We start from the raw sequence: 12,310 nt of genomic DNA on the forward strand, positions 1-12,310 counted from the left end.
AGTGACGAAGCGCTGGCATTGCGTGACATGCATCGCGCTTCGCCTTCTCAACTCATGCGTGCGGAAGGTGACTTCGCCATGCCTCTCTCCACCTCGTCCATCTGGCTGCCGCGTAGCCGACGTTCGCCCGCCGAGGCGCGGCGCCGACTGTCCTCGCTCCTCTCGGTCGTTCCCGACGGTGGCCAGTTCCTCGAACCCGGGCTCCTCGTCGTCTCGGAGCTCGTGACGAACGCCGTGCTCCACGGCACCCCCGCCGGCTACCTCATCCACCTCGCGCTCGACGTCTCGCCCGACCGTCTCCGCATCGAGGTGCACGACGCCCGTGGCGACCGCGAGCCCGTCCTCTCCCCGGCCGGGCTCGATGACGAGGCCGGCCGGGGGCTCCAGCTGGTCAAATCCATTGTCCACAAGTGGGGTTGCTGCCCTCGCCGGCCCATCGGGAAGATCGTCTGGTGCGAGGTGCTCGCGCGATGAGAGCCGACCACTGGGGGACATGGACGAGCGGTCGCCCGAGCCCTGGCGTCCGGTGGCATGGGGGGAGGGCCGGGTGAACCGGCCCTCCTGCCCGGTCCTGCTTGCGACTCATCACGCCACCTTAAAGCGCAATCATTGCGTTTAAGGGGCATGTCGGAGTCGAACGGTGCGTGGGCCGGGTCGGCGGGTTTCGGCCCGGCTCACGCGCCACTCTCAGGCCACCGGCGCGAGCGCTCGGGCGGGCTGTGTCTGCTCGTAGGCGTGGCCGACTCGCAGGAGCGCTTGCTCGTCGAGCGGTCGGCCGAGCAGCTGCATCCCGATCGGCATGCCCGCCGAGTCGTGGCCGACCGGGATGGACAGGGCGGGCAGCCCGGTGATGTTGGCGGGGGCGGAAAGGCGCACGAGGGCGTCGGAGACGCCTTCGACCGTGCCGTCGGGCCAGGTGACCGTTTCCTGGTCGGCTGCTGACGCCGTCATCGGGACCGTCGGGGCGGCGATCACGTCGACCGTCTCCAGGATGCGCGCCCATTCCTGCCGCATCAGGGTCCGGGAGCGCTGGGCGCGCAGGTAGTCCCCGGCGGTCATCAGCTCGCCGGCCTCCAGGAGGATGCGGACGTCCGCTTGGTACAGCTCGGGCGCCGTACGCAGGGTGCGCTCGTGGTAGGCGGTGGCCTCCGGGACCATCAGTGCCCACTGGGTGGGCTGGATGTAGCGGGTCATCGGGATGTCGATCTCGACGAGCCGCGCGCCGAGGGCTTCCAGCTGCCCGACGGCCTGCCGGACCGCGGCCTCCACCTGCGCGTCGACGTGGTCGAAGTAGTAGGTGCGCGGCAGGCCGATACGCAGCCCCGTCAGATCCGTGCCCGCACCCGGCCGGTAGTCCACGGCGGGGGTGTCCAGCGAGGCGGGGTCGCGTGGGTCGTGCCCGGTCAGCATGGAAAGGACCAGCGCCGCGTCCTCGACGGTACGGGTGATCGGGCCGACGTGGTCCAACGACCAGGACAGGGACGTGACGCCGTGACGGGGGACGAGGCCGTAGGTCGGCTTGAGGCCGACGACCCCGTTGAGCGCGGCGGGCACCCGGATCGATCCGCCGGTGTCGGTGCCCAGGGAGAAGGTCGCCGTGCCGGAGGCGACGGCGACGGCGGACCCGCCGCTCGATCCGCCGGCGACCCGGCCGCGGTCCCAGGCGTTCCTGGTCTGCGGGGTGGTCAGGCCGTAGGCGAACTCGTGGGTGTGCGTCTTGCCGAGCAGGATCGCACCGGCCGCCGTCAGGCGCGCGGCGACCGTGCTGTCGGCCTGCGCGCGGTGATCGGCGCGCACGCGGGAGCTGGCCGTGGTGGCCCAGCCGGCGACGTCGATCAGGTCCTTGAGTGCCATCGGGATGCCGTGCAAGGGCCCCCGGTGACGACCGTGTGCCGAATCGTGCTCGGCCGCGCGTGCCGCTCGGCGCGCCTGCTCGGCGGCGACTGTGACGTAGGCGTCGAGGAGCGGCTCCACCTGTTCGATGCGGCCGAGGACCGAGTCCACCAGCTCGACGGGGGACAGCCGCCGGGCCCGGATCGCATCCGCGGCGGCGGCGAGGGAGAGCTCATACGGCTGCATCGTGCTACTCCCCTTCCGCACGGTAGGCGCTGGCGGGCGGAGTGTCCCCGAAATCCAGCTCCCGCAGGATCGCGACGACGGCGTGGATGTGGTCGGCGGTGGCCGCGACCGCGGCGTGACGCGCGGTGGGCAACGGAAGGCCGGCGCGGGCGGCCCAGCGGGCGGCCTCCGGTGGTGTGAGTTCGACGGCGGTCAGGGGCGTTGACATCGACGTCCTTCCGGATCGGGGTGTGAGCGGCGGAGCGCACCCGCACCAAACGCTAACGGTTTGCTTTAGTCGACCTTAGGCTCTCCGACGGCTTAAAGCAAACAAATTGCGTTTACTGCCAGGCGAGCGGCCCTCACAAGCCCCCGGTCGCCGACAGGGCGCAGGCGTTGGAGTAGGACACCGGCTTGGAAGCGGAGACCGGCGAGAAGTCACGCTCGCCGGCCCGTGCGATCTGAGTAGGCGTACTCATGACAGCGTCCGGGTGCGCGGGGGAGGATCGCCCAATGACCATGATCAGGACGACAGGTGGCCGGTTCGCGCTCCCGGCCGTGGTGGGGTTGGCGCTGCTGGTCACGGGGTGCGGGACGGAGCACGTGGGGAGCGCCCCGGGGGCGGGCGTGCCGTCGCGGACAGCCGTGGCGGTCCCGAGCGAGCCGAGCGTCCCGACCGTCCCGGCGGACTTCCCGTGCCCCGGCGAGAGCCCGCGGCCGACGCCCACGGCGGCGGCCACGAGCCCGGACGGGCCGCCCGACAAATGGGCGGAGAACAACGGCTTCAAGATCCCCATCCCGCTGCACGGCCAGCCCCGCTGCGACGGCCTGGCGGCCGTCAAGCGCATCCAGGGCGCGCTCGAACCGCAGCGCAGGCGAAGCGACTTCACTCCGGAAGCCGCCCGCACCGCGCTCACCGGGCTCGGGTACGAGGCTGCGAAGGTGAGGACGTACCAGAGCGGTCCGACCAGGGTCGGCTTCCTCATCGTCGCCGGTCCGGACCTGTGTTTGGAGGGCGCGATGGACTCGGCCACGACCAAGGCGGACGCCTTCGCCGGCTATCCGGACGGCACGGGCTGCGAGCCTCCGCGCGGCGGCCACTGACCGTCACGTCCACCAGGCGGGGTGCCCTTGGTCCGTACCGGCCGAACGGCCGGTCGCCGGTGCGGGCCGACGGGCCGCCCCCCGCCTCGGTGTTTGCCTCCGGGACTGCGGAAGCCGAGGGGGAAAGGGAGCCCCGGTGCGCGGTCAACGGAGCGTCAAGTTCGCGGAGACGACCTTGTTGGCGTGACCGCGGCCACCTAGCGTCATCACGCCGAGTCGCCGGCCGGTACGCGAGACCGGGCGACCCGCCGCCCGGCCGTGCCGTCGCTGTCCCGGCTGCCCACGGTCCGTTCGGGAGCCGGGGCGGGCCCCGTGGTGGGCGGTGGACCGTGGAGAGCCGAGAGCGCCGATCAGGGACCGGCGCGGTCCGGGCCGTGGCTGCCGGGGTCCGCGCACAGTCGTTCTCGCCTCTGCCGGTCGGAGCTCCCGCCGATCCCATCGATCGCACCGGCGCTGATCAGCGAGCCCTGTGCAGTGGCCGATGGGCCGCCGGAGTGATGTGCGGCGACATGGTCGTCAATGTGGTCGCGAATGGTTTGCGGTGCCATGTCCTGCACCGCATGATCGGCCGTGTTCGGTCTGCCACGCTCGGGCAGTCGGTGCCGTGTCCCGTGCGCCCGCTCCCGGCCGGTCGCACGGGCGCCCCGGAGTCACGGTCCACGGCAGGGAGGGACGGCATGTCGCAACGCTTCGGCAGGACCCGCTGGAAGCGCTTCGCCGTCATCCTGCTGCCGTGTCTCGCGGCCACCGCGGCCCTCGCCGCCGGCGTGGCCGAGAACGCGCTCGCCGCGTCGTTCCTCATCTCCGGGGAGGAGTTCAAGCTCTCCGCCGACGAGCTCCGCGGTGAAGGCTTCAGCCTGTACGGCACGGTGGACCTCACCCGCGAGCACGACCCGGTGCCGGTCATGGTGACGGGGTTCGAGTCCGCCACGATCCAGGGGCTCTGCCAGTCCGCCGTCTTCCCGATCCCGGTGCTCGGCCCCTTCACGCTGCGGCTCACCGGCGACAAGCGAGCGGCCACCGTGAAGGAGTTCTTCGTCGACGCGAAGCACTTGGCGGCCGACCGGTCGAGTGCCCACCGCATCGACATCGGGGTCGCCGCCGGAGCGCTCACCAAAGGCGGAATCAGCCGGGGCGATCGGGACTCGCGCTTCTTCGACCCCAACAGTCCGGCTCAGCAAGCCAGTTCGATCAACCTGACCGGCTTGCGGGTGACCGCGGTCGCGGTGGCGGCCGACCGCTTCGATGTCCCCGGGCTGGGCGTGTCGCTGGTGCGCGGCCGGGACGAGTGCTTCTGAACCGCTGGCCCGACACCCCGGTGATCCGCCTCGACCCCACTGACAGCACAGGGAGTTGCCACGTGTGGAACACAACCGCGGCCGCGTGGTCCCGGCCGCGCGAGGCGATCGCCACGGCCCGGTGGGAGTTCCGGGCCTGGCGCGGCACCCGTCCCTTCTGGGCCGGCCTGCTGACGCTCGCCGGCGGCCTGCCGATCCTCTATTTCCCCTTCCCGTACACCCACCTCAGCCTGGGCGGTCTCGGCCTGGCGCTCTCCACCACCGCGGGCGCGGGCTCGCTCCTCATCGGGAGCCTCCTGATCACGCTGGGTCTCACACTCTGGTTCCAGCAGCAGGTGCGGATCTTCGCCGGAGTCACGGCGATCCTGCTCTCACTGCTCTCCGTGCCGGTCGCCAACTTCGGCGGCTTCTTCCTGGGCCTGCTGCCCGGGCTCATCGGCGGCTCGCTGGCCTGTGCCTGGGATCCGTCCTCCACGCTCCCTGAGATCCGTGCTCGTCGCGGCGTTGACGGTCATGCGCTCGGCGAGGACGGTGATGGTGTCGGGCGCGACGTCGGTGGCCTGGCGGAGCCGGAAGTCCTGGAGGAGACGGTCACCCGCGACCGGTCATGACCGCGGCTGCGGTGCCGCTCCGTGGCGCGGGCGCGGAAGCGGGCCTGTCGGGTGGGCGGCCCGGTTGGTTCCCGGAACCACTCGATGGTGCCATCCGGGCGGCGTGTCCCTGGGATGTGGGTGGGTTTTGGGGTGTCGTAGTCGGCGTGCCGACCAACCGCACCCGATTCCGGAGGTCCCCGCATGTCCACCATCACCACCGTGCTCACCGTCGACGGCATGAGCTGCAGCCACTGTGAGAAGACGGTCAGCGCCGGGCTGTCGGCGCTCCCCGGTGTCACCGATGTCGTGGCCGACGCACCGTCCGGCCGCGTCACCGTGGCATCCGCGCAGCCGCTCGACGATGCCGCGCTCCGCAGTGCGGTCGACGGCACCGGCTTCACCTTCGTCAGCCGGGTGTGAAACAGGGGCCGACACCCGACCGGCCCGTGGCGCGCCGCACGAGGCGGGGCACCACGAGCCGGTCCAGCTGTCGGGAGCGGACGAAAGCGACTGGGACGCGGCACTGTTGCTGACATGAGCCGGCGTCAGGGAGGGCGTACTCACTCCCCGTCCTCACTCCCCGCCACTCTCAACTTATAGCGCGCCAGGGGACTTGCGGCAAGGCCCCCGTCGTCCCGCAGAATCACGACCTCAAGGTCACGACCTGCGGAAACGAAAACGGGGAGTCACGGGATGCGAGTGGTGCTGTCGACGTACGGGTCGCGCGGAGACGTCGAGCCGATGGCGGCGCTGGCCGTGCGGCTGCGCGAACTCGGCGCCGAGGCGCGGGTGTGCGCGCCGCCGGACGAGGAGTTCGCGAAGCGACTGGCCGACGTGGGCGTGGAGTTGGTGCCGGCCGGCCCGTCGGTGCGGGAGTGGGTGACCAGCGCGCGGCCGGAGGCGGGGAGCTTCCAGGAGCGCGCCGCCCAGCTGACCGCCGGCTACTTCGAGGCGGTGTCCGCGGCGGCCGAGGGCGCCGACGCGGTGGTGGCGACCGGCCTGTTCCCGACCGTGGCCGGCGCGCGCTCCGCGGCCGAGAAGCTGGGCGTCCACTTCGCCTACGTGGCGCTGCAGCCGACCATGCTGCCGTCCCCGCACCACCCGCCGCACGCGTACCGGGGGCACCCGCACCCGGAGGGCGTCACCGACAACCGGGTGCTGTGGGAGCTGAACGTCGGGGTCATGAACGAGCTGTTCGGCGGGGTGGTCAACGAGTACCGGGCCGCGGTCGGGCTGCCCCGGGTGGACAACGTGCGCGCCCACGTCAACACCGACCGCCCCTGGCTGGCGACGGACCCGGTGCTCGGCCCCTGGGAGCAGCCGTCCGACCTCGACGTCGTCCAGAGCGGCGCCTGGATCCTGCCGGACGAACGCCCGCTCCCCGCGGACCTGGTGGCGTTCCTGGAGGCCGGAGAGGCGCCGGTGTACGCGGGCTTCGGCAGCATGCCGATGGGGCAGTCGAAGGAGACCGTCGCCCGGGACGTCGTCGAGGCGGTCCGCGCCCAGGGCCGCCGCATCGTCGTCGCGCGCGGCTGGGCGGACCTGGCCCCGATCGACGGCGCCGACGACTGCTTCGTCATCGGCGAGGTGAACCAGCAGGCGCTGTTCCCCCGGGTCGCCGCGGTCGTGCACCACGGCGGCGCGGGCACCACGACGGCGGCCACCCGCGCCGGGACGCCGCAGGTGGTGGTGCCGCAGTTCGTCGACCAGCCGTACTGGGCCGGCCGCGTGGCCGCCCTGGGCATCGGCGTGGCGCACGACGGCCCGGTGCCGACCGCCGAGTCCCTGTCCGCCGCGCTCGGGACGGTCCTGAGCCCGGTGGTGCGCGCCCGGGCGGCCGCCGTCGCCGGCACGGTCCGCGCCGACGGGGCCGCGGTGGCCGCGAGGCACCTGTTCGAGCTGGTCGGCACCGAGGGCTGACGAGTGCACCGGCCCGCCCGCCCCCTGACGGCCGTCCCGGGCGCCCGTCAGGGGACGGGCGTGGCCGTGGGTCCCTGGACGGGCGGGCCGGTGAGCAGGGTCCCGGTGTCGGAGTAGGGCCAGCCGTTCGGCACGCAGCCGTGCAGGCCCTTGATCTGCTGCATCATGACCGGCGCCGGAGCTCCCTCACCGGGGCAGTCGACGTGCCCGTACCCGAGGATGTGGCCGACCTCGTGGTTGACCGCGAGCGCGTGGTAGAGCTCGGGCCGCCCGACGTAGAAGTCCGAAAGCTCCACCCAGCGCTTGACGTTGATGACGACCTGGTGGCCCGCGGCGCAGTTCACCGTGCCGCCGGTGTCGAGCCCGTACTGGCCGCAGATCCGGTCGGTGGACTCCGGGGTGGCCAGGTACACCGTGAAGTCCACCGGGTCGACGCCCACCCGCTGGAAGGACGTGGTCCCGCCGGCCGCCCAGCCGTGCCGGACGTCGCCGAGGACGGCGTCCACCTCGGTGGCGAACTGTTCGGGGCGCTGCGGGAGCCCGTCCTCCACCCGCACCTTGTAGCGGTACAGGTGGTCGCCGGTGCCGACGCGCGCGGTGCCGCCCGGGGCGGTGGTGAATGCCAGCGGCTTCACCTCGTGGATCCACGGCTGCCACCACCACAGCAGCCCGCCGGTGAGCACGGCGGCGGTCACGACGGCGAGCAGGACGGTGCGTATTCGGGCGGGAGCCGGACGGGCAATGGCCATGGGCGGTGCACTCCTGGACAGGGGTTCTTTCTACGGGAACGCTCTTCGTCGTGCTTCCGGTTCACTCGGACGGCCCGTTCGTACCGGCAGGGTGTGATGGGCTGGGGCGAGGCTGGGGCGAGCGGAGGAGGAGGATCCCTGATGAGCCACGCCCGCGTGTCGGCCCGCGCCGCCCGTCTGGCGCGGGCCGTCCGGTGGTACGTCCGGAGCGCGCCGGGCACGTTCGTCTGGCTGGCGATCCTGCTCGTCACCACGCTCGTGATCGACCGGGTGAGCCCGAGGGTGGCCCACCACATCCTGGAGAGGCGCTCGACCAACCTGCACCACCTGGAGGTCGCGCCGGTCCAGGTGCTGTTCAGCAGCGCCCTGTGGATCGAGGGCGGCGGCTGGTTCTTCTACTTCGTGCTCTACAACGTCTTCCACGCGCCCGCCGAGCGCTGGCTCGGCACCCTGCGCTGGCTCGCCGTCGTCGTGATCGCGCACGTCGGCGCGACGTACCTCAGCGAGGGCGTGCTGTACTGGGCGATCCGCCACGGCCTGTCGCCGCACCGGGCCTTCTACACCCTCGACGTCGGCGTGAGCTATGCCCTCGCGGGCGTCGTCGCGGTGCTCACCTACGCTTTCGCCCGCCCCTGGCGCCACGTCTACGCGGCGGGCGTGCTCGTGTTCTACGGCTACGGCCTCGTGCAGAGCCGCGACTTCACCAGCGCCGGCCACGTCACCGCCGCCCTGCTCGGCCTCGCCTGCCGCCCCCTGACCCGCGGCCGCTCCGGCACCTTCGACCCGGTCGCGGCGGCGCGCACCGCCCGGCACCGGGCCCGCGCGCTGACGGCGGCTGGGCACGGGCGCCCCGGCGGGCCCCCGAGCTTCTAGGATCGGAAGCGAACGCCCCCGCGAGCGGAGCAGGAAGGCGGGTGGCGCCGATGACACCGAGGGCCGGCCCGTGGCCGCGCTACCTGCGGGTGCTGCCGTGGCTGCTGGTCGCCGGCGGCCTGCTGTGGAACGCCGTCGACACGACGAACTACTGGGGCGACCCGATGGTGGCCGCCGCCGCCGTCCTGGCCGGGGCGCTGCTGCCGCTGCGGGACACGGTCGCGGTCGCCGCCGCCAACGTGGCGGGCATCGTCGCGCTGTCCGTCCACGATGGCACGGCCGGCACCAAGGGCGGCTTCCTGGAGCTGACGAACACCGTGTTCGCCGCGCTGCTCGGCGTCTGGATCAACCGGGTCGTCGCCCGCCACGGGCGGCGGCTGGCGACCGTGCGCAGCGTCGCGGAGGCCGCCCAGCGGGCCGTCCTGCCGGCGCCGCCGGGCCGCGCCGGGGAGCTGGCGGTGGCCGCCTGTTACCGGGCCGCCCAGACGGAGGCGCTGATCGGCGGGGACGCGTACGCCGTCCAGGAGACCCCGTACGGCGTGCGGCTGCTGATCGCGGACGTGCGGGGCAAGGGCCTGCCGGCGGTGGCGACGGTGTCGGTGCTGCTCGGGGCGTTCCGGGAGAACGCCTCGCGGGCCCCGGACCTGGTCGCGCTCGCGGACACCCTGGAGCAGTCGCTGGCCCGCGAGAGCGAGCACCGCGACGAGGAGGTGCGGGCGGAGGGCTTCAGCACGGCGCTGCTGGTGGAGGTCCCGACCGGCCGGGCCACCGCCCACGTCCTGAGCTGCGGCCACCCGGGACCGTACCTGCTGGACGGCGCGGGCGGCGTGCGGCGCCTGGACGCCGCCGACCCCGGCCTGCCGCTCGGCATGGGCGCCCTGGGTCAGGCCCGCGTGGCGCCGGACCGGTGGCCGTTCCCGGCCGGGCACACGCTGCTCCTGGTCACCGACGGCGTCACCGAGGCCCGGGACGGCGCCGGGCGGTTCTACGATCCCGTGGCGGGCCTCGCCCCGCTGGGCCCGCTCGCGGGCCCGGGGGAGGCGCTGGACGCCCTGGTGCGGGACGTGGAGGCGTGGACGGGCGGGCCGCGGGACGACGACATGGCCGTCCTCGCGGTCACTCGCCCGTGAGTCCTACCCTGGCCGCATGAGTGTGCCCGCGACGCCCGACGGAGCCACGGCGGCCGGCGATGCCACGACGCTCGACGATGCCACGACGCTCGACGATGCCACCGCGGCCGACCAGGCCGGTCTGGAGACGCTGGTCCGGCTGCTGGCCGGGCGGGGCGTCGTGGTGCTCAGCGGCGCGGGGCTGTCCACGGAGTCCGGCATCCCCGACTACCGGGGCGCCACCGGCAGTCGGCGCCGCCGCGCGCCGATGACCTACCAGGAGTTCACCGGCGGCGAGGCGGCCCGCCGCCGGTACTGGGCGCGCAGTCACGCCGGCTGGCACGCGATCGCGGTGGCCGAACCCAACGCCGGGCACCGGGCGGTGGAGCGGCTGCGCCGCTCGGGCCACGTGTCGGCGGTGATCACCCAGAACGTGGACGGCCTGCACCGTGCGGCCGGTACGCGCACGGCCGTGGAACTGCACGGCGGTCTCCGCCGGGTGGTCTGCCTGGCGTGCCGGCGCGCCAGCACGCGCGAGGAACTGGACGGACGCCTGGAGGAGCTGAACCCCGGCTTCCGCGCGGCCGGCGCGGAGATCCGCCCGGACGGCGACGCCGAGCTGCCGCCGGAGCTCGTCGACGCGTTCCGGGTCGCCCCCTGCCGGGCGTGCGGTGGCGTCCTCAAGCCGGACGTGGTGTTCTTCGGTGAGAGCGTGCCCAGGCCCCGGGTGCAGCGCTGCTTCGACCTGGTCGACGCCGGGCAGGCCCTCGTCGTCCTCGGCTCGTCCCTCACCGTCATGTCGGGTCTGCGCTACGTGCGCCACGCCGCCCGCGCGGGCACCCCGGTGGCGATCGTCAACCAGGGCCCGACCCGCGGCGACGACCTGGCCGCGGCCCGGATCGCCCTCCCGCTGGGTGCCGTCCTGACCGAGGCCGCCCGCCGGGTCAGCGGATCCGGTCCTGCGCTTCAAAGTCCTGCTTTTGAACACATTGGGAGTACTTATGGCCAAACTCACTCTTTCGAGTGAGTTTGGCGGCCTCGCCTCCCCTTGCGTACTGGCGCGTCCGCATATCGGTGAACCTAAACGCCGTCACGCCAACCCGGATCGGCGGCGAGAATCTGACGCATCGTCGGATCGCCCGATCAGCGGGAGGGGACCACACGTGACCACCGAGGCCGTTCAGCCGAACCAGCAGAGTCTCAGTACCTCCGCCGCCCGGAACCTCGCGACCACCACCAAGACCGTGCCGCAGATGCTCGGGATCACCCCCCGGTACCTGCTGCGCGCGCTGCCCTGGGTGGACCTGGAGGCCGGTGTCTTCCGCGTCAACCGCCGCCGCGGCTTCATCCTCGGCGACGGGCTCATCAGCACCTACGTCGACGGCGCGGGCGCCAACCGCATCATCGCCGAGGACCTGCGCGAGCTGGCCTTCCTCAGCCAGGTGGACGGCCCGCTGCTCGCCGCGCTCGCGAACGGCTTCGTCGAGCGCGAGGTCGCACCCGGCGAGCTGATCGTCGACGTCGGCGCGCCCGCCGACCGGCTGCACGTCATCGCGTTCGGCCGCGCCGAGAAGCGTGCCACCAACGAGTACGGCGCGGACGCCCTGCTGGCCGTCCTCGGCGAGGGGGACCACTTCGACGGCGCCGCGTGGGCGGGCGGCACCGAGACGACGTACCGGGTCAAGGCCGTCAGCGCGTGTACGGTGCTCTCCCTCGACCGCGGCGTCCTCGTCGAACTCGCCGACCGGGATCCCTCGTTGCGCGCGCAGCTGGACGAGTTCGCCGCCGCGGCCGGGCAGGCGCCGGCCGGCCCCGAGCACCCGATCGACCTCCGGTCGGGCCACGCCGGCGAGCCGTACCTGCCGCAGACCTTCGTGGAGTACGAGGAGAGCCCGCGCGAGTACGAGCTGAGCATCGCGCAGACCGTCCTGCGGGTGCACACCCGCGTCTCGGACATCTACAACTCCGGCATCGACCAGGTCCAGGCCCAGCTGCGGCTGACCGTCGAGGCGCTGCGCGAGCGCCAGGAGTGGGAGATGCTCAACAACGCCGAGTACGGTCTGCTCAACAACGTCGCCCCGACCCAGCGCGTGCGCACCCGTAAGGGCGCGCCCACCCCGGACGACATGGACGAGCTGCTCGCCCGCGTCTGGAAGCAGCCCGCGTTCTTCCTCGCCCATCCGCGCGCGATCGCCGCGTTCGGCCGCGAGTGCACGCGGCGCGGGGTGCCGCCGCAGATCGTCGAGCTGTTCGGCAGCCCGTTCATGACCTGGCGCGGCGTGCCGCTGCTGCCCTCCGACAAGCTCGACCTCAAGGGCTCGGCGAGCTCGGCGCCCGGTACCACCAACATCCTGCTGATGCGGGTGGGCGAGGACCGCCAGGGCGTGGTCGGCCTGCGCCCGGCGAAGGTCCCGGACGAGGTCGAGCCGGGTCTGGCGGTGCGGGCGATGGGCGTCGACCGGCAGGCCATCACCTCCTACCTGGTGACCAGTTACTTCTCCACCGCAGCCCTGGTGGACGACGCGGTCGCCGTGCTCCAGAACGTCGAGGTGTCCAACTACCATGACTACTCCTGACGGATACGGGCGCGGCTCCGGGATCCACGG

Annotated in this window: 13 protein-coding genes; 10 read left to right on the forward strand and 3 right to left on the reverse strand. The window is 73.0% G+C overall.

The window, feature by feature from the left end; translation table 11 throughout:
• Positions 1–78: 78 nt before the first annotated feature.
• The gene (locus ACWCXH_RS12645; RefSeq protein ID WP_449801403.1) at positions 79–474 is read left to right on the forward strand and encodes an ATP-binding protein; all 396 of its coding nucleotides are present in this window, start codon (positions 79–81) and stop codon (positions 472–474) included.
• 213 nt (positions 475–687) lie between these two features.
• On the opposite strand, the gene ACWCXH_RS12650 is transcribed toward ACWCXH_RS12645, so the two are convergent.
• Together ACWCXH_RS12650 and ACWCXH_RS12655 are read right to left on the reverse strand one after the other, a co-directional pair.
• Positions 688–2,079: an amidase gene (locus ACWCXH_RS12650; protein ID WP_449801404.1), complete on the reverse strand. Its 1,392-nt coding sequence runs from the start codon at positions 2,077–2,079 to the stop codon at positions 688–690.
• Positions 2,080–2,083: 4 nt separating this feature from the next.
• The gene (locus ACWCXH_RS12655; RefSeq protein WP_449801559.1) at positions 2,084–2,275 is read right to left on the reverse strand and encodes a hypothetical protein; all 192 of its coding nucleotides are present in this window, start codon (positions 2,273–2,275) and stop codon (positions 2,084–2,086) included.
• 296 nt (positions 2,276–2,571) lie between these two features.
• Between ACWCXH_RS12655 and ACWCXH_RS12660 the strand changes: the two genes are divergently transcribed.
• The 5 genes from ACWCXH_RS12660 (at position 2,572) to ACWCXH_RS12680 (ending at position 6,973) form a co-directional block, all read left to right on the forward strand.
• Positions 2,572–3,162 (forward strand): hypothetical protein, encoded by a 591-nt coding sequence (locus ACWCXH_RS12660; RefSeq protein ID WP_449801405.1) that lies wholly within the window; start codon positions 2,572–2,574, stop codon positions 3,160–3,162.
• A 677-nt stretch (positions 3,163–3,839) separates the two neighbouring features.
• Positions 3,840–4,460: a DUF6230 family protein gene (locus ACWCXH_RS12665; RefSeq protein ID WP_449801406.1), complete on the forward strand. Its 621-nt coding sequence runs from the start codon at positions 3,840–3,842 to the stop codon at positions 4,458–4,460.
• A gap of 62 nt (positions 4,461–4,522) precedes the next feature.
• Positions 4,523–5,071, forward strand: coding sequence for a DUF6114 domain-containing protein (locus tag ACWCXH_RS12670; protein WP_449801407.1), 549 nt, complete (start codon positions 4,523–4,525; stop codon positions 5,069–5,071).
• A gap of 183 nt (positions 5,072–5,254) precedes the next feature.
• On the forward strand, positions 5,255–5,473 hold the full coding sequence (locus tag ACWCXH_RS12675; protein ID WP_449801408.1) for a heavy-metal-associated domain-containing protein: 219 nt from the start codon (positions 5,255–5,257) through the stop codon (positions 5,471–5,473).
• A gap of 273 nt (positions 5,474–5,746) precedes the next feature.
• The gene (locus ACWCXH_RS12680) at positions 5,747–6,973 is read left to right on the forward strand and encodes a glycosyltransferase (protein WP_449801409.1); all 1,227 of its coding nucleotides are present in this window, start codon (positions 5,747–5,749) and stop codon (positions 6,971–6,973) included.
• 47 nt (positions 6,974–7,020) lie between these two features.
• Here ACWCXH_RS12680 and ACWCXH_RS12685 read toward each other — a convergent pair whose 3' ends face one another.
• Positions 7,021–7,722, reverse strand: coding sequence for a DUF3152 domain-containing protein (locus tag ACWCXH_RS12685; protein WP_449801410.1), 702 nt, complete (start codon positions 7,720–7,722; stop codon positions 7,021–7,023).
• 141 nt (positions 7,723–7,863) lie between these two features.
• Between ACWCXH_RS12685 and ACWCXH_RS12690 the strand changes: the two genes are divergently transcribed.
• The 4 genes from ACWCXH_RS12690 to ACWCXH_RS12705 all read left to right on the forward strand — a co-directional run bounded on the left by ACWCXH_RS12690 (position 7,864) and on the right by ACWCXH_RS12705 (position 12,280).
• Positions 7,864–8,595, forward strand: coding sequence for a rhomboid-like protein (locus ACWCXH_RS12690; RefSeq protein WP_449801411.1), 732 nt, complete (start codon positions 7,864–7,866; stop codon positions 8,593–8,595).
• A gap of 50 nt (positions 8,596–8,645) precedes the next feature.
• Positions 8,646–9,725, forward strand: coding sequence for a PP2C family protein-serine/threonine phosphatase (locus ACWCXH_RS12695; protein ID WP_449801412.1), 1,080 nt, complete (start codon positions 8,646–8,648; stop codon positions 9,723–9,725).
• A 16-nt stretch (positions 9,726–9,741) separates the two neighbouring features.
• Positions 9,742–10,731, forward strand: coding sequence for an NAD-dependent protein deacetylase (locus tag ACWCXH_RS12700; protein WP_449801413.1), 990 nt, complete (start codon positions 9,742–9,744; stop codon positions 10,729–10,731).
• Between the two features lie 136 nt (positions 10,732–10,867).
• A complete protein-coding gene (locus ACWCXH_RS12705; RefSeq protein ID WP_449801414.1) occupies positions 10,868–12,280 on the forward strand; it encodes a family 2B encapsulin nanocompartment shell protein in 1,413 nt (470 codons plus the stop codon).
• Positions 12,281–12,310: the final 30 nt, after the last annotated feature.

The sequence above is a fragment of the Kitasatospora sp. NPDC001660 genome, assembly GCF_053596725.1.